We start from the raw sequence: 21,056 nt of genomic DNA, 5'->3' as shown, positions 1-21,056 counted from the left end.
AGATCCGGTAAGCCGAAGGTCCGGACAGCTAATTAAAAGGGGGTACGGCAAATGAGTAAGAAAAAGAAACACTTCTCCTTGTTGTTGACAACGCTTTTAACCGTTTCACTGGCGCTAACGGCGTGCGGGGGGAACAGTAAGAACAATGCAGGCGGGGAAGCAGCTTCAGGCGGCAACAAAGCCTCGGAGGCTACCGAGAAGCCAGTAGAACTGATCTGGTACACGATCGGGCCGCCGCAGAAGGATATGGACAAGGTCCTTACAGAAGTCAATAAATACACACTTGAAAAAATCAACGCCACACTCGATATCAAAATGCTCGACTTCGGGGATTATACGCAAAAAATGCAGGTAATGGCAGCTTCTGGTGAGCCGATGGATATCCTGTTCACCTCTTCCTGGGCCTTCGATTATGTGCAGAATGCACGTAAGGGCGCCTTCCTGGAGCTCGATGATCTGCTGAAGAATCAGGGCAAGGGCATTGTGGATGCGATTGATCCGGCCTTCCTGGAAGGCTCTAAAGTAGACGGCCACAACTATGCGATTCCTGCGAACAAAGAACTTCCGGCTCAAGAAGTGTTCCGCTTCAATAAAGAGCTGCTCGACAAATACAAGCTGGATCTGACCAGCGTGAAGACGATGGCCGATCTTGAGCCGCTGCTCAAAACGATCAAGGAAAACGAGCCTGGAGTCACTCCTTACGCAATGGTGAAGGACTTCATGCCGATTATGCCTTTTGACTATGTAATCGAGAAGATGCCGATGGCGGTCTATATGGACACCAAGGACTACAAAGTAGTTAACATCCTGGAAACTCCAGAGATCAAGGAAGCGCTTAAGACGGTCCGCAAATTCTATCAGGCGGGTTATATCTCCCCTGAAGTAGCAACTACCTCGTCGGTAGATGACTTGTACAAAGCCGGCAAATGGTTCACTGACCGTGCATCCACCCAGCCGATGGCCGACAATCTGTGGTCTGCAAGCTACGGATATCCGGTCGTGTCCACACCAGCCAGCCAGCCTTATATCTACAACTGGTCGGTAATGGGCTCCATGCAGGCGATCTCCGCTAACTCCGAGTATCCTGAGAAAGCGATGGAATTCCTGAACCTGCTCAACACCGATCCTAAGCTGCGCAACATGATTGACTCCGGGATTGAAGGCGTACATTACGAGAAAGTCAGCGACAACATGATCAAGAACCTCCCGGATGCGAAGAACTACGACATGCCTACGTTCTCCCTGGGTAACATCATGATCAACTATCTGAATGAAGGCGACCCAGAGAACAAATGGGAAGAATTCAAGAAGTTCAATGATGCCGGTATCAACGCACCGCTGCTCGGCTTCAACTTCGATACGTCCAAGGTGACGAATGAAATCGCCGCTGTTCAGAACGTGAAGGAAGAATTCTGGGCACCGCTGATGACCGGATCTGTAGATTCGGAAGAGTACCTGACCAAGGCTAACGAGAAACTCAAAGCAGCCGGTCTGGATAAAATTATTGCCGAAGCTCAAACGCAGATCGACGCCTGGAAAGCAGCGAATAATAAGTAGCATTCTATTAGAGGATCGGGCGGGTGATTAGACTTGGCCCGATCTTTTTGTACTAACGGAAGAATTTTCCGGCATAGGAGGAACTAAGAGTATGGGGAAAATAGGAAAGTCCGCCAAAGATGTATTAAGAAATAAAGTGCTGCTGTTTATGGTTCTGCCGGGCACACTGTGGTTTTTATTCTTCTCTTACCTGCCGATGGTGGGTACGGTTATTGCGTTTAAGGAGTACCGCTTCAGCCGGGATGGCTTCTGGGCCAGCATCATCAACAGCAAGTGGGTCGGCTGGGATAATTTCAAGTTTCTGTTCAGCACCAATGATGCCTATCTGATCACACGCAATACCCTTTTATATAATATAGCCTTCATTGGCCTGGGCCTGATTCTGTCCGTGCTGATGGCGGTGGTGCTGTCCGAGATTGCCAATAAAAAACTAGCCAAGTTCTATCAGACAGGCATGTTCCTGCCGTATTTTCTGTCCTGGGTTGTTGTGGGATACTTCGCGTTCAGCTTCCTTAGCTCGGAGCGGGGGCTGCTTAATGCCATGTTCGGCAGCAATATCTCCTGGTACTCGGAATCGAAATACTGGCCGTTCATTATTATATTCGTATTCCTCTGGAAGGCCGTCGGCTATAACAGCGTGGTCTATCTCGCCGCAATTATGGGCATAGACAAGTCTCTCTACGAAGCGGCGATGATCGACGGAGCCAGCAAGCTCCAGCAGATCCGCAGTATCACGCTGCCGATGCTGAAGCCGATCATTATCATTATGACGCTGCTTGCGATCGGGAAGATTTTCTATGCCGACTTCGGGCTGTTCTATCAGGTGCCGAGAGATTCGGGGACGCTCTACAGTGTGACCAACGTCATCGATACTTATGTATACCGTGGACTTAAGACTACCGGCGAGATCGGAATGAGTACGGCTGCGGGCTTGTATCAATCAGTGGTCGGATTCGTGCTGGTTCTTACCTCTAATTACATCGTGCGCAAATTCGATAAGGACAGTGCATTATTCTAGGGAAAATGAAGGAAAGTGAGGTCATCCAAATGTCTGCTAATGCTGCGAAATCGCGCGATTTCCATCGGCTGTCGCCGGTACTCAATACCATCTTCAACTGTATCGCCGGAGGCTTTGCCATCCTGTGTATCTTCCCGTTCCTGTTCGTTGTCCTCATCTCGTTCACGGACGAAGGGGCGCTTGCGCGGGACGGCTACCGGTTAATTCCGGCCAAATGGAGTCTGGAAGCCTACAAATATGTATTTAGCTCAGGGGACACGCTGCTCCGTTCTTACGGAGTGACCATTGCGGTAACGGTCATTGGTACAATTGTCAGCCTGCTGATTATTTCACTTTATGCCTATGCCATTTCACGTAAAAGCTTCAAATACCGCAATTTCTTCGCGTTCTTTTCCTTCTTCACCATGCTGTTTAACGGCGGGCTGGTTCCGACCTATATTGTCGTGACTCAGATGCTGGGCCTGAAGGACAGCATTTGGGCGCTTGTTCTGCCGCTGGCGGTGAATGCTTTTTACATTATGATTCTGCGTACCTTCTATATTACCAGTGTGCCGGATGCGCTGATCGAATCGGCCAAAATCGACGGCGCCGGAGAGTTCCGCACCTTCCTGAAAATCGTGCTGCCGCTGTCCTTGCCGGGCCTCGCTACGATCGGGCTGTTCAGCACGCTCGGGTACTGGAACGACTGGTTCAATGCCCTGCTCTATATTGATAATCCGAATCTGGTGCCGCTGCAGTCCATGCTAATGCGCATTGAGACCAGTATGCAGTTCATTCTGCAGAATTCGCAGAACAGTTCATTAAGCCTTGAGGCCCTCCGCAACATGCCGCAGGATACCTCGCGTATGGCGATGGTGGTGCTGGCAACCGGACCGATTATTTTCGCGTATCCGTTTTTCCAGCGTTACTTCATTCAGGGTCTTACGGTTGGGGCGGTTAAGGAGTAGGCAAGTCCAAATGTTCACCGTAGTGACGACCAAGCTTCGAATCCAAATCTTAAATATATTTTATATAGATCATAAGGAGAGAGGGTGGAGCCAGGATGTTATATAGAGACCGTACACAGCCCGTCAAGGAGCGGACGAAGCATCTGCTCGGGCTGATGACGCCGGAAGAGAAGGTCGGCCAGCTGGTGCAGCTGTTCGGGTGGCAGACCTATGATCATACAGATGGAACGATTGAATTGACAGAAGACTTCAAGCGCCAGATCCGCGAAGGCGGTGTCGGCGCATTATACGGAACCCTGCGGGCCGATCCCTGGACAGGGGTTACGCTGGAGAGCGGACTGGATGCAAGGGCCGGAGCAGAGGCTGTGAATTCGATTCAGCGTTATGCGCTGGAGCATTCCAGGCTGGGCATTCCGCTCTTGATCGGCGAGGAATGCTCGCATGGTCATATGGCCATCGGGGCCACGATATTTCCCGTTCCGCTGCTGGTCGGCAGCACCTGGAATGTGGACCTCTACCGGGAGATGTCCCGGGCGGTCGCGCGGGAGACCCGTGCTCAAGGCGGAGCCGTGACGTATTCCCCTGTGCTGGATGTGGTGCGTGATCCGCGCTGGGGCCGGACCGAGGAATGCTTCGGGGAAGATCCGTACCTCATCGGCGAATATGCCGTAGCGTCTGTGGAAGGATTACAGGGCGACCGGCTTGACAGCGCGTCCAGTGTGGGGGCAACCCTCAAGCACTTCGTAGCCTATGGCAGCTCGGAGGGCGGCAGAAATGCCGGTCCGGCGCATATCGGCAAGCGGGAGCTGCTGGAAGTCGATATGTACCCGTTCCGCAAAGCGGTGGAAGCCGGTGCGGTCTCCATCATGCCGGCTTATAACGAGATTGACGGCGTGCCTTGTACCACGAACCGGGAGCTGCTGGAAGAGATTCTGCGCGGTGAATGGGGCTTCGAGGGAATGGTCATTACCGATTGCGGAGCGATCGATATGCTGGCCTCGGGTCATGATACAGCGGACAGCGGGGAGGATGCAGCCGTACAGGCGCTCTCGGCCGGGATTGATATGGAGATGTCTGGCGTCATGTTCGGCGGATATCTGCTGGAGGCGCTGCGCTCCGGGCGGCTCGACGAGAAGCTGGTGGATCAGGCGGCAGCGCGTGTGCTGGAGCTGAAGTTCCGGCTGGGCCTGTTTGAGCAGCCATATGCCGATCCCGATGTGGCAGAGCAGGTGATCGGCAGCGCAGAGCATGCGGAGCTGGCACGTAGCGTGGCGGCAGAGGGCATTGTGCTGCTGAAGAATAACGGAGTGCTTCCGCTGTCTAAGGACAAGGGGACGGTTGCGGTTATCGGGCCGAACGCCGATATTGGCTACAATCAGCTCGGCGATTACACCTCGCCGCAGCCGCGTGACCGGGTAACTACGGTGCTGGCCGGGATACGGGCCAAGCTTGCCGCGCAGCCGGAGCGTGTAGCTTATGCGCCGGGCTGCAGGATCAAAGACAGCTCCACCGAGGGCTTAGAGCTGGCGCGTAAGGTGGCAAGCGAAGCGGATATTATTGTGCTCGCCCTGGGCGGGTCGAGTGCCCGGGACTTCGGGGAAGGCAGCATCGATCTGCGGACCGGAGCCTCGAAGGTCACAGAGAATGCACTTAGCGATATGGACTGCGGCGAAGGCATCGACCGCATGTCGCTTCATCTGTCTGGCGTTCAGCTGGAGCTGATGAAGGAGCTGAAGGCGCTCGGCAAGCCGGCTGTCGTCGTGTATATCAACGGTCGTCCCATTACTGAGCCGTGGATCGATGAGCAAGCGGATGCTATTTTGGAAGCCTGGTATCCGGGTCAGGAGGGCGGTCATGCCATTGCGGATATCCTGTTCGGCGATGTCAATCCGTCCGGCAGGCTGACGCTCTCCCTCCCTGAGGATGTAGGACAACTGCCAGTGTATTACTTAGGCAAACGTTCCCGGGGAGTACGCTATCTGGAAGGGAATTCGCAGCCGCGTTATCCGTTCGGCTTCGGACTCAGCTACACCGAATTCAGCTATAGCGGACTACAGGTCGAGCCTGCGGTGATCACGGCTGACGGAACGGCTGAGGTTACTGTGGAAGTAGAGAATACAGGCTCCCGCAGCGGTGCGGAGGTCGTGCAGCTATATATTTCCGATCTGGTCAGTAAGGTGACTAGACCGGCCAAGGAACTCAAGGGTTTCCGCAAGATCGTACTGGAGCCGGGAGAGAAGCAGAAGGTAAGCTTCACGCTGAATGCAGAGCATCTGAGCTATATCGGGACGGACTATAAGCTGGTGGTCGAGCCGGGAGGCTTCCGCATCGGGGTCGGCCGGAATGTGAATGATACGCTGAATACAGATCTTACGGTCATGGAGGATTAGACATGGAGCAGATAAACATCGAACGGATTAACCGGTTCATTCGGGAATGCTCACAGCAGCAGTGGCTGGAATACCGGGTGCTTGATGACTGGAAGGTCTACTCCACTATCTACCGGCAGCCGGGCCACTATGACGAAGCACAGCCTTATTCGGGCAGCGAATCGTTTGGATTGTTTCCGAGCGTGCAAGGTACCACCTATTACTTCCGCACTACTCTCGATATCCCGGCGGACTGGACCGATGCGGACACCGGGCTGATCTTCCACTCCGGCGGCGAAGGGCTGCTGCGTGTGAACGGAGCCTCGCGGCAGGGGATTGACCGCAATCATACCTATGCTTCCCTGAACCCCGAGACGGGCGGCAGACACCCGGAGATTGAGATTGAGCTCTATGATCCGATCCCTGAGCCGGATGATCCGCTCAATAAACAAGCGGTCATTCAGCCGCCGGTCCGGTCCATTACCGCAGCGCTTGTCAGAGTGAACCTGCCCGTGCAGTCGCTGATGTACACAGTGACCGTCATCCGGGATTCGATGCTGCTGCTGCCGGAGCAGGATTTCCGGCGTGTCCGCATGCTGGAGGCGCTGCATCAGGCGATGGATGCTTACGTGAATCTGGAGCCTGGCGATTCTCTCGATCGTAACGTAATAGAGGCGATTGAGCAGGCGCTGGCCGCCAGAGTGCGGGCCATCGGCGGCAACAGCGAAGGCTTCATTCATATGATCGGGCAGTCGCATATCGATATCGCCTGGTTATGGCCGACCCGGGAGACGGTGCGGAAGACCAGCCGGACCTTCTCGACGGTACATGCCCTGATGGAGGAGTACCCGGAATACCGCTATGCCCAGAGCCAGCCGCAGCTGTTCGCTTATCTGAAGGACAATGATCCCGAATTATACGCGAAGGTGAAGGCGCGGATTCAGGAAGGCCGCTGGGAACTGGTCGGCGGCATGTGGGTCGAGCCGGATCTGAATATTCCGAGCGGGGAATCGCTGATGCGGCAGATGCTGTACGGGCAGCGCTTCTACCAGGAGGAGTTCGGACAGCAGTCCGAGATTGAATGGCTGCCGGACACCTTCGGCTATTGCGCCTCCCTGCCGCAGATCCTGAAGCACGGCAAGGTCCGTTACTTCATGACCACGAAGCTGGGCTGGAATGACACGAACCTGTTCCCGTATGATCTGTTCCACTGGGTCGGAATTGACGGGACAGCGCTATTATCTTATATGAACCATGGCGTGAATGAGAATACGCTGCCGAAGGATATCCACGAGCACTGGCAGTCCTACCGCCAAAAAGCTGTTCACAGCGAGCAAATGCTGCTCTACGGACACGGAGACGGCGGCGGCGGCGTGACGCGGGAGATGCTGGAATACCTGTCGCGCTCGGAGCTGATGGTAGGTCAGCCTGCCTCCGGCTACAGCACGGCGGCGGATTTCTTCGCAGGCATCGAGCAGGCAGCACCGGATCTGCCGGTCTGGCAGGGCGATCTCTACCTGGAGCTGCACCGGGGAACCTATACGACCCATGCACGGAACAAGCGTAATAACCGCAAGGCCGAGATTCTGTACCGGGAAGCGGAGCTATGGCAGACTCTGGCTGGACACCAGCTGACACCGCAGCGGCGGGAAGAGGTAGGTGAGGCTCTGCATGAAGGCTGGAAGCTGATTCTGCTGAACCAGTTCCATGATATTATTCCAGGCTCATCGATTCCCGAGGTCTATGAGACTTCGGAGAAGGAATACAAGAACATCTTTGTCCTTGGGGAGAGTACCTTGAAGTCCGTCATGGAGGCTGCCGTAGCGGATATTGATACCCGTGGAGAGGGACAGCCTTATGTCATCCTGAACGGACTGGGCTGGACCCGGGATATGGTGGTCGAGCTTGCGGTTGCTCCTGGAGCAGCGCTTAACGCTCCGGCTGTATATGACGGGAACGGAACACAGCTTCCGGCAGAGCTGACTACAGCAGAAAAGCAAACGGTGCTGCGTGTTCGGGTGCCGGAGGTTCCGGCGTTCGGGTATGCAACCGTATGGCTGCGGGAAGAGGAACAGCCGGGGGCAGATGCATCGGATGCAGGCAATAACTCAATTTCTGCCGCGAACTCCGCTACGTTCGAGGATCGCTGGGAGACCTGCTACTACTGGCTCCAGCTCAACGAGCTGGGCGAGATCATCAGCCTGTATGACAAGGAAGCCGGGCGTGAGATTGTGAAGTCCGGCGAAGCGCTGAACCGGCTGCATTTCTTCCATGACCGTCCGATTCTCTGGGATGCCTGGGATATCGACAGCCGTTATGAAGAGCAGCCTGCCGGAGCAGCGGTACTGCTGGAGAAGCGGCTGCTGTCCACAGGTCCTGTCTGCGATGTACTGTTCTTCCGCTGGAGTCTAGGCCAATCGGAAATACAGCAGGAGCTGATCCTGTATCACGCTGACAAGCGGATCGACTTCAAGACGAAGGTGCAGTGGCAGGAAGCCCACAAGCTGCTGAAGGTTGGCTTCCCGATTGATGTAGTGACCAGCAAGGCCACGTATGAGATTCCGTTCGGCGCACTGGAGCGGACCACGCACCGCAACACTAGCTGGGAGCAGGCACAGTACGAGGTCTGCGGACACCGCTATGCCGATGTGTCGGAGCATGACTACGGGGTCAGCCTGCTGAACGACTGTAAATACGGCTATGACACACAGGGCAGCACCATCCGTCTGTCCCTGCTGCGCGCTCCGCGCTGGCCGGATCATTCGGCCGATCAGGGAGAGCATGAATTCACCTATTCGCTCTACCCGCATACCGGGGACTGGCGTTCGGCGCATACCCAGCGCAAAGCCGCTGAGCTGAACCATGCTTCGTATGCTGTAGCCTGCGAGGCAAGTGAGGGACAGCATCCGTCCACTGGCTCCTTCCTTCCCTACGAAGGGAAGCAGGTAGTGTTGGACACGGTCAAGCTGGCGGAAGACGGAAGCGGCAGTATCCTTCGGCTGTACGAATCAGCTGGTGGACGCGAGACCGTGCGGATCAGCTGGCCGCTACCGCATTCCGCTATCTATCTGTCCAATGCACTGGAGGAAGAGACTGAGCTGCTGCCGGATGAAGACGGCGTGCTGACGCTAGACTTCCACCCGTTCGAGATCAAGACGATTAAGATTATTCATGCTGAATAGAGGCACATGAGGGGCTGAGCGTAAGATTCTCGGATAGTTGCAGAACGTACACTTAAAAACAGTGGAAATGCATTCTTTTATCGTATAAGTGTATTCTGTACAACTAAAACTGCCCCAAAACGGGAGAAGGAAGATTCGGCGGATGTTTAAATGTACGAAGTACAACTAAACGTGAAATTGGTGATCAATCAGGCGTTTTAGTTGTACCAATTACAATTAAGCTTATCGCAACTCCCACTCCCATCAAGAAATTCAGCTTCCAAAAAATAGATTAGCAAGAAGGAGACTACTACCTTGGAACAATTCAGACTTCCCCGCATCGAGATGCCGGAGCTTACGCTGCCGTCATCCATTCAGGCCGTGCTGGCCGACGCCGAAGCGAAGCTGGCCTACCGGCCCAAGCTGCAACGGCTGTTCCGCAACTGCTTCCCGAACACATTGGAGACGACCACCAAGCTGCTTGATGACGGAACTACCTTTGTGATTACGGGGGACATCCCCGCCTGCTGGCTGCGCGATTCAGTGGAGCAGGTCATTCATTATGTGCCTTTTGCCGCGGAAGATGCTGATCTGCAGCGGATTATCGGCGGGCTGATCAAGCGCCATACGGAGTATGTACTGATCGATCCTTACGCCAACGCGTTCAATGAATCGGCCAATGACTGGCACTGGAATGCCGCCGATGTGACCGAGATGTCGCCGTGGGTGTGGGAGCGCAAATTCGAGATCGACTCGCTGTGCTTCGTGATCCGGCTGGCCCATGCTTACTGGGAAGAGACGAAGCAGACCGATTTCTTCACCGCCGATTTCAAAAAAATGCTCCGCGTCATTACCGACCTGTTCAAGCGCGAGCAGCATCATGCCGAGCAGTCCCCTTACCGCTTCACGCGAAACAACGGGATTATGGAGGATTCCATCCGTAACGGCGGCCTGGGAATGCCCGTGAATTACACCGGCATGATCTGGTCCGGCTTCCGCTCCAGTGATGACGCCTGCGATTTCCACTACAACATTCCGGGGAACATGTTCGCCGTGGTGGCGCTGCGGCAGATGCAGGATTTTGCCGAGTGGGTCTTCCGGGATCTGGATTTCCTGGCTGAGCTGAAGGAACTGGAGCAGGAGGTCGATCACGGCATCAAGCTGTACGGCACCTACCGCCACCCCGAATTCGGACCGATCTACGCCTACGAGACAGATGGATACGGCAACTATAGCCTGATGGATGACGCCGGAACACCGGGCCTGATGTCCATTCCGTACCTGGGCTATTTGAACAATGACGATCCGGTCTACCAGAATACTAGACGCTTCGCGCTGAGCAAGGAGAATCCATTCTACTTCGAGGGCAAAGCTGCCAAGGGAATCGGTAGTCCGCACACCCCTCCGGGCTATATCTGGCATATGGCGCTGTCCATGCAGGGCATTACCGCAGACAGCAAGGAAGAGCGGCTGGCGGTAATCGCTATGCTGGAAGCGACCGATGCCGATACCGGCTACATGCATGAAGGCTTCCACGCCGACGATCCGTCCGTGTTCACCCGCAAGTGGTTCGCCTGGTCGAACAGCTTGTTCTCGCAGCTGATTTTGCGGGCGCTGAAGGAAGACATTCTCTAAACATACGGTCCGGCACGTAAGAGGCGGTCCTGGTAATATACTATTTTTTCACAGATAAAGGAGACCTGAGCATGAGTACAATTATTGGAGAAGCACTACCGAACATCCCTTGGCAGGAGAAGCCTGAGGGCACGAATTCCCCGGTGTGGAGATATTCCGCCAACCCGATCATTCCGCGCAACGCCATTCCGAACTCGAACAGTGTGTTCAACTCGGCGGTCATTCCCTTCGAGGGCGGCTTCGCTGGTGTGTTCCGCTGTGATTCGCGGTCGGTCAGCATGGATATCTTCGCGGGCTTCAGTGAAGACGGCGTGAACTGGAACATCAACCATGAGCCGATCGTATTTGAGGGCGATGAAGAGATCACCAAGCGCGAGTACCGCTATGATCCGCGTGTCTGCAAGATTGACGACCGTTATTATGTCTCTTGGTGCAACGGCTACCATGGCCCAACGATTGGACTGGCGTACACATTCGATTTCAAAACCTTCCATCAGCTGGAGAATGCCTTCCTGCCGTATAACCGCAACGGAGTGCTGCTCCCGCGCAAGATTGGCGGCAATTATGCGATGCTCAGCCGTCCGAGCGATACCGGGCATACGCCGTTTGGCGATATTTTCTATAGTGAGAGTCCTGACCTGACCTTCTGGGGCAAGCACCGCTATGTGATGGGTACGGTTGACGGTGACGCTTCTGCTTGGCAGTCCAAGAAGATTGGTCCCGGACCGATTCCGATTGAAACCGACAAGGGCTGGCTGCTGATCTATCACGGCGTTATCAACACCTGTAACGGATTCGTCTACCGCATGGGTGTCGCGCTGCTGGATCTGGATCAGCCTTGGAAGGTAAAAGCCCGCTCGCGCAACTATATCCTCGGCCCGGAAGAGCTGTATGAATGTGTCGGCGATGTGCCGAACGTGACGTTCCCTTGCGCGGCACTGACCGATGCGGCTACCGGACGGATTGCCATCTACTACGGCTGTGCGGATACAGTGACAGGACTGGCCTTCACGACCGTGGATGAACTGATCAGCTATATGGATGAATATCCGCTGGAGATTGAGGGGTAACCGGTTATGACTACTAAACAGACGGCACATATTATCTCGCATACGCATTGGGACCGGGAATGGTATCTGCCTTATGAGCGCCATCATATCCGGCTGATTCAACTGGTGGACACATTGCTGGACACGCTGGAGCAGAACCCGGATTTCCGCAGCTTTTTCTTCGACGGCCAGACGATTATCATCGAGGATTATCTCCAGGTCCGTCCGGAGAACCGGGAGCGGCTCACGCGGCATATCCGTGAGGGACGGATATTTATCGGACCTTGGTACATTCTGCAGGATGCGTTCCTGACCAGTCCGGAAGCCAATGTACGTAACTTACAGCTAGGACATCAGGATGCGGCAGTCTATGGGGAAGTGTCCAAAATCGGCTATTTCCCGGACACCTTCGGCCTGACCGGACAGATTCCGCAGCTTATGCAGCAGGCCGGCATCACTAACGCCTTTTTCGGGCGCGGAGTGAAGCCTACGGGCTTCAACAATATGGTCTCCGATGACGGCTATGAATCCTCGTTCTCGGAGCTGGTCTGGGAAGGGCCGGACGGCTCGCAGGTGCTGGGCATCCTGTTCGCCAACTGGTATTCTAACGGGAATGAGGTTCCCGTCGAGCTTGATGAGGCACGCCGCTACTGGGAGCGCAAGCTGGGCGATGCCCGGCAGTATGCGGCGACCGATCAGCTGCTGTTCATGAACGGCTGCGATCACCAGCCGCTGCAGACCGACCTTCCGGAGGCAATCCGCACAGCGGAGAAGCTACACCCGGAGGTCAACTTCGTTCACTCGAACTTCCCGGACTATATCAAGGCAGTGGAAGCTTCGCTGACTGGCCGCAGCCTGTCCACGGTGAAGGGCGAGCTGCGCAGCCAGCGCACGGACGGATGGGGAACGCTGGTCAATACCGCCTCCGCCCGGGTGTACCTGAAGCAGCTCAACCAGCGCGGCCAGGCCATGCTGGAGAAGGTAGCCGAGCCGTTGGCTGTTATCGCGGGGCTGCACGGCGGGGAGTATCCGCAGCATCTGCTGGATTATGCGTGGAAGACGCTGCTGCAGAACCATCCGCATGATTCCATCTGCGGCTGCAGCGTGGATGAGGTGCACCGCGAGATGGTCACCCGCTTCGACAAGAGCTACCACACCGCCGAAGGCATCGTGGCGGATAGTATGCAGGCGATCACCGCAGCGGTCGACACCTCCGGCTTCGCCGCTTACGGCGAAGAGGCCCTTCCGCTCATTGTAACCAATACCAGCGGCTGGAGCCGCACCGGTACGGTGACCATAGAGCTGGATGCGGCCCGCCAGTATCTGCGCGAAGGACTGCCGCTGGAAGAGAATGCCCGGCTTATGAAGGCTGTGGACCTGGCCGGACGGGTCCTGGTCGATGAACAAGGCCAGCCGATTCCTTGTACGGTGGAGGATCTTGGCCTGTCCTTCGGCTATGATCTGCCGGATGACCGGTTCCGCCAGCCTTATAGCTGCCGCAAGGTGCGTCTGACCTTCGCGGCGGCGGATGTGCCTGCCCTGGGACTGCGCACCTATGCCTGGGTCCGCCCTGTTGGGGCGGCTTCCGCTCAAGAAGCCTCATCGCTGGTTCGCGGCGGACGTGTGCTGGAGAACGACACGCTGCGCGTCGAGGTTATGGCTGACGGCTCCTTCACACTGGAGCATAAGCCTAGCGGCAAGATCTATCGTGACCTTGGTGTCTACGAGAATACCGGTGACATCGGGAATGAATATATGTACAGAGCGCCTGCGGGCGAAGTGCCGCTGACGACTCTGGGCCTTAACGCGGATATCGCTGTTATTGAAGATACGCCATACCGGGCTTCCATCGAAATCACCCATGAATGGGAGATTCCGGCTTCGGCCGATGACCTGCTGGAAGGAGAACAGCGGGCGCTGGTCTATTATCCAGAGCGGCAGGCTAAGCGTAGTGCCGATACTGTAACCCTTAAGCTGCGGACGGTCTTGAGACTGGAGCGCAGCGGCAAAGGGCTGGAAGTGAAGAGCTTCATCAGTAATACCGCTAAGGATCACCGCCTGCGGATGCTGTTCCCGGCGGATCTGGCCGCAGCCTCACACCGCGTAGATTCGATGTTCGAGCTGGCGGAACGTCCGAACGAGCCGGCGCCGGAATGGCAGAATCCCAGCAATGCGCAGCATCAGCAGTGCTTCGTGGATGTTGCCGGGGAGAACGCAGGCCTCACGGTCGCTAACCTCGGATTACACGAATACGAGATTCTGCGGGATGCCCGCAATACGATTGCCGTTACGCTGCTCCGCAGTGTCGGCGAGATGGGCGACTGGGGCTGGTTCCCAACGCCGGAAGCCCAGTGCCTGGGTGAACAGACAGCGGATATGCTGCTGCTGCCACACAGCGGGGACACCGTAACCTCTGGTGCTGCCGCTGCTGCCTACCAGTTCCAGATTCCGTGGACCTCGGCGCAGGCAGAGGTTCATACAGGGACGATTCCCGCCGTGTATTCGGCCGTCCGCTGGAACGGCGGGACCGCTGCCTTCTCCTCCATGAAGCTGAACAAGGAGCGCGGCGATGTGCTGCTCCGCTGGTTCAACCTTACGGAACAGCCTTGCGAGCTGGAACTGGAATCTGTGCTGCCGGTTGCCGCCTTCTATACTTCGAATGTACTGGAAGCAGAAGGTGAAGAGCTTCAGCCTGAAGGCACGGCTTCGCTTAAGCTTCCGCTTGGTGGACATCAGATTAGCACGGTCGGCCTCCGGCTGCGCTGATTCACGCAAAGAAGGAAGAGGTGAGATGAGTATGGATATGAATATGGATGAACCATTAGATCAGAACGTCTCCGATACCTGCCCGCTCACCAGTGTACAGCAGCAGATTACAGCGGCATCCGGGGAGCCATGGCGGGTGTCTGCCGGGTCCAAAGCCCGGATTGTAGACAATGCCAGATCGGATAATAACCGTGTTCTGAACGAAACAGTCTTTATTGTGCTGGGTGAATACTCGGGCATTCTGACACCCGCTGACCAGATCATGACTATTGTTCATGGGGAAACGCAGACACCCGCTTCGGGCGATATCGTCATTGAACTGACGGATCATGAAGCTGTGGAAGACACGGACAGCAAGGAAGCTTACGTCATTGACGTCGGGAATTATGCGAAGATTACCGCCTCAAGTGAACGGGCCGTGATGTATGGTCTGCGGACATTGCTGCAGCGGCTGGCAGATGAGGGTTCCGTGTCCTGCGGTACCATCACCGATTCCCCTGTCATGCCGGAGCGGGCGCTGCATATCGACATCGGCCGCAAATTCTACAGCGAAGACTGGCTCCTGGAGCGGATCAGAGAGATGTCCCGGCTACGGCTGAATACGTTGCAGCTTCATTTCTCCGAGAACGAAGGCTTCCGGCTGATGAGTGAGAGCCATCCTGAGGTGGTGTCAGATCACTATTTAACCAAGCAGGAAATGAAGGCAATTATCCTTACGGCACAGAGATATCATGTGGATATTATTCCTTCACTGGATTCACCGGGGCATCTGGGACAGGCGCTCCGCACTCATCCCGAGTGGCTGCTTAAGGATGCAGCGGGAACTCCGGCTCCGGGGGCGCTGGATATTACGAATCCGGCCGCCCGCCGGTTCGTGCTGGAGTTGATTGACGAATACGCGGAGTTATTTGCGGGCAGCCGCTATTTTCATATCGGAGGGGATGAATTCATCAACTTCGCGGAGTTCGATAAGTATCCGCAGCTCGCGGAGTATGCCCGGAATGTCCTGAACATCAGCGGCGGCACGGGCGTGGACACTTATATTGATTACCTTAACGAGGTCGCTGAGCATCTGGAGTCGAGAGGCTGGACGGTCCGTGCCTGGAATGATGGCCTCTATCGTGCGGATCAGACCCAGCGGGTCGCGCCCAAGCCGTCCATTCAAATCACGTATTGGACGAAGTGGCATCCGATGATGGCCCCGGTGGAAGACATTCTCGCCAAGGGACATCAGGTGATTAACTACAACGATGGCTACTTGTACTACGTGCTGGGCGAAAATGCGGGCTATAAGTATCCGACAGGCGAGAAAATCCGCGCCTCCTGGCATCCCGGCCTGTTCCCGGCCCGTACCGGAGAAGCCAAGCAGGAGTATACCGGAGCTTATCCGCGCGAACTCATCGGCACTACCTTCTCCATCTGGAGTGACAAGCCGGAGGCGCAGACCGAAGCGGAAGTGGCCGCAGGCCTCCGCGGCCCGCTGCGGGCGATGGCGGAGTTAGCCTGGTTGGGGAAGCAAGATGCGGGTGAGTAGATGGCTGAATAAATAGCTTAGTAGACAATAGTATTGCTTTCTATGATTGCAGCAACGGATACCGTCCGCTTCACAGGGACTTGTCCGTTGCTGTTTTTTTGCGTGAATTGGGAAAAGCGAACACAATGGGCAGTGCGAGGGTACGTGGGCCCAATGTAGTCGAAAAACCGACCACATTGGGCACGCGCGGCGTCCATGGACTGAATGTATGCAGAAAACCGAACATATCATGATGCCTAAATATCTAAAATTCACATTATATACATTTATGCTATCATATTACTCAAAAAAGACAGGCGGTGCAGGTGTGCAGAACATCAAAGTCTATCATTACGATGCGTTCAGCAGCATTCCGAACAAGGGGAACCCGGCAGGGGTTGTCCTGGACGGCGAGGGGCTCACGGAGCAGCAAATGCAGGAGATCACAGCGAAGGTGGGTTTCAATGAGACGGCGTTTCCGTTAAAATCCAACCTGGCGGATCTCAGAATCCGCTATTTTACCCCGGGGCATGAGATTAATCTCTGCGGCCACGGGACCATGGCGTTGTTATATGCCATGAAGACCAAGGGTCTGCTTGGAGACGCCAGCGAGCTGACCATCGAGACCAAAGCAGGAGTCTTGCCCGTCCGTTTCACAGAAGATCACGACAACCTCTATATGACGATAAGACAGGCCAGTCCCCAGTTTCAACCCTTTAACGGATCGCTTGAGGACCTGGCCCGCTCGATCAGCCTTGAACCCGGTGATATTGATCAGACCCTGCCGACCATGTACGGCAGCACCGGAACGTGGACCTTACTGGTCCCGGTCACAAGCCTTGACGCCTTCACCCGGATGGTGCCGGACAACCAGCGGTTCCCTGAGGTGCTGAAGGAGATGCCCCACTCGTCCATCCACCCGTTTTGTCTGGAGACGTATGATCCTGAGGCGCATATGCACGCCCGCCATTTCTCCTCCCCGTTCTCTGGGACCACCGAGGACCCGGTGACTGGCACCGCCTCCGGGGTGATGGGGGCTTATTATTCCAGGTACATCGGCGGACAAGGACAAGCCTCCTCCTTCGAGCTGCTAATTGAGCAGGGCCTTGAGATCGGCAGGGACGGTAGAGTGCAGGTGTCCGTGTCGGACAACGGCAACACTATAGAAGTGACTGGCAATGCAGTTTATGTGAATGAATTTGATGTGATGCTGTGATTTCCTCATTCCTGTGATGTGTCAGTTCTCTCCCTTGCTATAATGTAATCCCGCCTGATAGGCCTGTTCCAGCAGCGCTTCATAATGCGCGGGCGGCGAATCCAGGGTCTCGTAAAAGAACTCAACCTTGGAGTCTGTGATTCCGCAGTAATCGGCAATTCCTACGTTCAGCAGACGCGTAGTGGCCTCATCATAATTACGTTTCTTCACCTGCTCCTCCGATACGCCTGCCAGAGCCAGCCATAGCGCACGATAATCATGCAGATTACTTGTGCCGTAGGCAACCCTGTTGTTCAGCACCCGGTCGATATACCCCTTCAGCATGGCCGGCAGATGCCACCACCACAGCGGAAAAACAAATGCCAGGCCGTCATGCTGCCGCAACCGCTCCATTTCCCGCTCTAATTCAGGAGAATAGGGCTGTTCCTGTTCACCTGCGGTCATATTGAGTTCCTCTCTCCCCTGTAGAACAGGGTCAAATCCTATCCCATGCAAATCCAATATCTCATAATCATGGCCGGCCTGGCTCAATCCCTCTGCGAAACGGCGGGCGACCTGGAAGGTCAGGGAATCTTGTCTTGGGTGTGATACGACGATTAATACGCTCATGCTTGTATCTTCACTACCTTTCTTAATAGCAGGTTTGTAGCCATGTTCCTTGGCTGATGCTATTATAAACAGGAATAAAATAATCCGGAAGTACGCACTTTGCTGTTCTATAGGAAGGTGTATGTTCCATAGGAACATTGAGGTACCCTACATAATGGAGGCAGAAGCAATGACTGAACAGAATGGCGATAGCGTTCCCAAAAAGTACAAAGTAGGCGTAGAGGCGGCGCTGGAAGTGATGGGCGGCAAGTGGAAGCCGTTAATTATCTACCATCTTATGACCGGACAGAAGCGAACCTCCGAGCTGCTGCGGCTCATTCCGGGCTTAACCCAGAAAGTGCTGACTGCCCAGCTAAGAGGGCTGGAGAACGATGAGATTATCTCACGGACCATCTACCAGGAGATTCCTCCCAGAGTGGAGTATGAGCTGACGGCCTACGGCTGGGGGCTGAAGCCTGCGCTGGACCTGTTATGCTACTGGGGAGAGGAGCATCTGGACAGGATCCATGGCGACAGGTCCAAGGTGCTGGAGGACTTTTAGGCAGCAGAGAGAGACAGAGAGAAAAGGGGAAAGAGCATGGAATTTGCAAGTCTAACCACAGTCGTCACCCTCATTAACATCATTCTGGCCCTGGGCTTTCTGTTCATTGAGCGCAGGGAGGCGGGGTACACTTGGGCCTGGCTGATGGTATTGTTTTTCATCCCGATTCTGGGATTTGTCTTGTATATCTTCTTCGGACGCAATCTCAAAAAAAAGAATTTCTACAAGCTCTTCATCGAGGAGCAGGAATATGTCCAGGCCGAAGCCGACAAGCAGCTGGCAGCCTTCGCGGAAGGGGCGGATGACAGGTCGCAGCTGCTGACGAACTATGCCCAGCTCATCAACATGAATATCCGTTCGTCGCACGGCCTGTTATCCAGCGATAATGAGATTGTTATTTACAGTGACGGCCATCAGAAGTTCGCCGCGTTATTCGAGGATATCCGCTCTGCCCGCGCAGAGATCAACATTCAGTATTACATCATTCAGCCGGACCGTCTGGGCCGGGAGCTGAGGGATATGCTGATCGTGAAGGCCATGGAAGGCGTGAAGGTGCGGCTGTTATATGATGAAGTCGGCTCGAAGCGGATTTCACGGCATTTTTTCAGAGAATTACGTGCAGCAGGGGGCGAGGTTGAAGTGTTCTTCCCGTCCCTGCTCAAGCCGCTGAACTTCCGGATCAACAACAGGAATCACCGCAAGCTGTGTATTATTGACGGAAGCATCGCCTATATCGGCGGCTTCAATGTGGGGGATGAGTACCTGGGGCTGGACAAGAAATTCGGCTATTGGCGGGACACTCATCTCCGGATCACCGGTAACGCCGTCAGCCATATTCAGGGCAGATTCATCCTGGACTGGCATCAGGCGGGGATGCATGAGCGCGGGGATTACGGGGAATTCGTCTTCAACATGGAGCCCCATACAGGGACAAGCCCGGTGCAGATTATTACAAGCGGCCCCAATTCGTCCACTGAGCATCTGAAGAATATGTACATCAAGCTTATTTTATCGGCTAAAAAAAGTGTGTACATCCAGACCCCGTACTTCATACCGGACACCAGCTTCATGGACGCCTGCAAAATCGCCCTGCTCTCCGGAGTCGATCTGCAGATCATGATCCCTAACAAGCCTGACCATCCGTTCGTGTATTGGGCCACCTGGGCGTATGCCGGAGATCTGCTGAATTACGGGGCCAAAATCCTGCTCTACGAGAATGGCTTCCTGCACGCCAAAACGATTGTCGCTGACGGAGAGGTTGCTTCTGTCGGAACGATGAATATCGATTCGCGCAGCTTCCGGCTGAACTTCGAGGTGAATGCCATTGTGTATGACCGGGCGATTGCGGAACAGCTCCAGGACATTTTCCTGAATGATACCAGACTGTGCTCGGAGCTTACGGTTGAACGGTATGCGCAGCGCTCGCTGGTGATCAAGCTGAAAGAGGGGATTTCCCGGCTGCTGTCACCTATTCTGTAAGGAGAGTGGAGCGCGGGCAGCCGTACCTTATATAAGGAGGAATGACAAATGGGGATGCTGGGTCAATATGTCATGGTGGATGAGGATACGCTGGAGCGCATGATGGAGATGGACGGTTCAGAGCTGATGAATACGCTGGAGAAGCTGATTGAAGGCGGAAGTGAATATTACGATATCGACAAGCTGTGGGAGGAACTGCATCTCGCGCTAACCGGAGTCTCGGCCAGTGAACCTATCGAAGGCGATCCGTTAAGTGAAGCTGTTGTCGGGGTCCATGTGTTTGAGGTGGAAGAGGAGGACGGGTTCTTCGCGTGCACCGAGCAGGATGAATTGGAGGACATTATTGCGGCGATGCAGCAGGTGGACTTCGATCAATTGAAGACGAGTGGTGTAGCGGAGGAGCTGAGGGCAGCTTTGAAGGGTGAATTTGCAGGCCTGCTGGACTTCTACGGGAAGGCGCTGGCGGGCGGGAAGCACGTGATTTTCAGTGTGGCTTGAACAATCCTCCTTGCTTTGCTTACAGAAACGGTACTGTCCTTGTCAAAAGGAGGTACCGTTTTTGCTTAGAGTGAGAATTACGGCTGCAATTTTTTTTGAAGATAATATTTCGTCTGGCCTTCGCGGGGACAATCTTTGATCTCGCCGAAGATCTCATACCCCTGCTTCTGATAAAAAAACGGCGCCTGCCAGCTCATCGTGGTCAACTCGCTTACCTTACAGCCGCGTTGCCTAGCTCTGTGCTCCAGCTCTTCCAGCAGGGCCTTGCCGAGTCCATGGCCCCTGTAGGTGGGGTCAACGGCCAGTAAGTGCACGTTCAGGATATTCCAGACGATATCCCCGGTAATGCCGCCAACGAAGACTCCGTTCTCGTAGGCGGCGAGGGAGATCACCTCGCGCTGATAGGGCGGAATGCTGCTGTCCATGCGGCGGCTGTGTTCCTCCAGTAAGCGGGAGATTTCCTGCTGATTCTGAGCAAGGTCGAGTTCTATAATGTTCATGGGTACTCCTCCTTAGTATTTGAATTCAATTATAGCCATTATATCAAAATAGAGCCTGCGGACGATGCCGCAGGCTCTATTTGTACATGGAGAACGGCGGGAGTGCCGTACGTTATTCCGGGGAGATGTACATGTCTTGGGGTCCCGCAAAGTACCTGACTATTCATCGAAGCCAGGTCTCCGCTTTGTGTGTGGCGA

At 55.0% G+C, this 21,056-nt stretch carries 15 protein-coding genes; 13 read left to right on the top strand and 2 right to left on the bottom strand.

All coding sequences use genetic code 11. The annotated features are described in order from the left end of the window. Positions 1 to 51 precede the first annotated feature (51 nt). From NST26_RS22610 to NST26_RS22565, 10 genes are all read left to right on the top strand, one after another. Positions 52 to 1,557, top strand: a complete 1,506-nt coding sequence (locus NST26_RS22610) for an ABC transporter substrate-binding protein (RefSeq protein ID WP_340951212.1) — start codon at positions 52 to 54, stop codon at positions 1,555 to 1,557. Positions 1,558 to 1,648: 91 nt separating this feature from the next. Continuing rightward, positions 1,649 to 2,575 (top strand): ABC transporter permease, encoded by a 927-nt coding sequence (locus NST26_RS22605; protein WP_036731566.1) that lies wholly within the window; start codon positions 1,649 to 1,651, stop codon positions 2,573 to 2,575. Positions 2,576 to 2,604: 29 nt separating this feature from the next. Next, positions 2,605 to 3,522 (top strand): carbohydrate ABC transporter permease, encoded by a 918-nt coding sequence (locus NST26_RS22600; RefSeq protein WP_036731568.1) that lies wholly within the window; start codon positions 2,605 to 2,607, stop codon positions 3,520 to 3,522. 95 nt (positions 3,523 to 3,617) lie between these two features. Continuing rightward, on the top strand, positions 3,618 to 5,912 hold the full coding sequence (locus NST26_RS22595) for a glycoside hydrolase family 3 N-terminal domain-containing protein (protein WP_340951215.1): 2,295 nt from the start codon (positions 3,618 to 3,620) through the stop codon (positions 5,910 to 5,912). Between the two features lie 17 nt (positions 5,913 to 5,929). Next, the gene (locus NST26_RS22590) at positions 5,930 to 9,073 is read left to right on the top strand and encodes an alpha-mannosidase (RefSeq protein WP_340958013.1); all 3,144 of its coding nucleotides are present in this window, start codon (positions 5,930 to 5,932) and stop codon (positions 9,071 to 9,073) included. Positions 9,074 to 9,367: 294 nt separating this feature from the next. Further along, a complete protein-coding gene (locus NST26_RS22585; protein WP_340951217.1) occupies positions 9,368 to 10,687 on the top strand; it encodes a glycoside hydrolase family 125 protein in 1,320 nt (439 codons plus the stop codon). Between the two features lie 71 nt (positions 10,688 to 10,758). After that, entirely contained in the window at positions 10,759 to 11,757 is a 999-nt protein-coding gene (locus NST26_RS22580; protein WP_209984869.1) for a glycoside hydrolase family 130 protein, read from the top strand. Positions 11,758 to 11,763: 6 nt separating this feature from the next. Further along, positions 11,764 to 14,502: an alpha-mannosidase gene (locus NST26_RS22575; RefSeq protein WP_340951221.1), complete on the top strand. Its 2,739-nt coding sequence runs from the start codon at positions 11,764 to 11,766 to the stop codon at positions 14,500 to 14,502. Between the two features lie 25 nt (positions 14,503 to 14,527). Beyond that, the gene (locus tag NST26_RS22570) at positions 14,528 to 16,036 is read left to right on the top strand and encodes a beta-N-acetylhexosaminidase (RefSeq protein WP_340951223.1); all 1,509 of its coding nucleotides are present in this window, start codon (positions 14,528 to 14,530) and stop codon (positions 16,034 to 16,036) included. 307 nt (positions 16,037 to 16,343) lie between these two features. Next, positions 16,344 to 17,231, top strand: a complete 888-nt coding sequence (locus tag NST26_RS22565) for a PhzF family phenazine biosynthesis protein (protein WP_340951225.1) — start codon at positions 16,344 to 16,346, stop codon at positions 17,229 to 17,231. Between the two features lie 21 nt (positions 17,232 to 17,252). On the opposite strand, the gene NST26_RS22560 is transcribed toward NST26_RS22565, so the two are convergent. Further along, a complete protein-coding gene (locus NST26_RS22560) occupies positions 17,253 to 17,840 on the bottom strand; it encodes an NAD(P)H oxidoreductase (protein WP_340951227.1) in 588 nt (195 codons plus the stop codon). 169 nt (positions 17,841 to 18,009) lie between these two features. On the opposite strand from NST26_RS22560, the gene NST26_RS22555 reads away from it, so the two are divergent. Genes NST26_RS22555 through NST26_RS22545 form a run of 3 tightly spaced genes read left to right on the top strand, consistent with a single transcriptional unit; the run spans position 18,010 to position 20,358 of the window. Beyond that, on the top strand, positions 18,010 to 18,381 hold the full coding sequence (locus NST26_RS22555; RefSeq protein WP_036731582.1) for a winged helix-turn-helix transcriptional regulator: 372 nt from the start codon (positions 18,010 to 18,012) through the stop codon (positions 18,379 to 18,381). A gap of 36 nt (positions 18,382 to 18,417) precedes the next feature. Next, a complete protein-coding gene (cls, locus tag NST26_RS22550) occupies positions 18,418 to 19,860 on the top strand; it encodes a cardiolipin synthase (RefSeq protein ID WP_340951230.1) in 1,443 nt (480 codons plus the stop codon). Between the two features lie 48 nt (positions 19,861 to 19,908). Continuing rightward, complete coding sequence (locus NST26_RS22545; protein ID WP_340951232.1) at positions 19,909 to 20,358, top strand: DUF1877 family protein; 450 nt, start codon at positions 19,909 to 19,911, stop codon at positions 20,356 to 20,358. Between the two features lie 77 nt (positions 20,359 to 20,435). On the opposite strand, the gene NST26_RS22540 is transcribed toward NST26_RS22545, so the two are convergent. Then, positions 20,436 to 20,858 carry a GNAT family N-acetyltransferase gene (locus NST26_RS22540; protein ID WP_340951234.1) on the bottom strand — a complete coding sequence of 141 codons (423 nt, stop codon included), beginning with the start codon at positions 20,856 to 20,858 and terminating at the stop codon, positions 20,436 to 20,438. Between the last annotated feature and the right edge of the window lie 198 nt (positions 20,859 to 21,056).

The sequence above is a fragment of the Paenibacillus sp. FSL R7-0128 genome, assembly GCF_038002245.1.
Classification (GTDB): Bacteria; Bacillota; Bacilli; order Paenibacillales; family Paenibacillaceae; genus Paenibacillus_AQ; species Paenibacillus_AQ silagei.
This window is presented reverse-complemented; position numbering and strand designations above follow the sequence as displayed.

Excerpts from the sequence above, each read along its gene's own strand:
- NST26_RS22570 (WP_340951223.1), top strand. The coding sequence starts at position 14,528 with ATGAGTATGGATATGAATATGGATGAACCATTAGATCAGAACGTCTCC.
- NST26_RS22545 (WP_340951232.1), top strand. The coding sequence starts at position 19,909 with ATGGGGATGCTGGGTCAATATGTCATGGTGGATGAGGATACGCTGGAG.
- NST26_RS22540 (WP_340951234.1), bottom strand. The coding sequence starts at position 20,858 with ATGAACATTATAGAACTCGACCTTGCTCAGAATCAGCAGGAAATCTCC.
- NST26_RS22555 (WP_036731582.1), top strand. The coding sequence starts at position 18,010 with ATGACTGAACAGAATGGCGATAGCGTTCCCAAAAAGTACAAAGTAGGC.
- NST26_RS22595 (WP_340951215.1), top strand. The coding sequence starts at position 3,618 with ATGTTATATAGAGACCGTACACAGCCCGTCAAGGAGCGGACGAAGCAT.
- cls (WP_340951230.1), top strand. The coding sequence starts at position 18,418 with ATGGAATTTGCAAGTCTAACCACAGTCGTCACCCTCATTAACATCATT.
- NST26_RS22610 (WP_340951212.1), top strand. The coding sequence starts at position 52 with ATGAGTAAGAAAAAGAAACACTTCTCCTTGTTGTTGACAACGCTTTTA.
- NST26_RS22580 (WP_209984869.1), top strand. The coding sequence starts at position 10,759 with ATGAGTACAATTATTGGAGAAGCACTACCGAACATCCCTTGGCAGGAG.
- NST26_RS22575 (WP_340951221.1), top strand. The coding sequence starts at position 11,764 with ATGACTACTAAACAGACGGCACATATTATCTCGCATACGCATTGGGAC.
- NST26_RS22600 (WP_036731568.1), top strand. The coding sequence starts at position 2,605 with ATGTCTGCTAATGCTGCGAAATCGCGCGATTTCCATCGGCTGTCGCCG.
- NST26_RS22605 (WP_036731566.1), top strand. The coding sequence starts at position 1,649 with ATGGGGAAAATAGGAAAGTCCGCCAAAGATGTATTAAGAAATAAAGTG.
- NST26_RS22560 (WP_340951227.1), bottom strand. The coding sequence starts at position 17,840 with ATGAGCGTATTAATCGTCGTATCACACCCAAGACAAGATTCCCTGACC.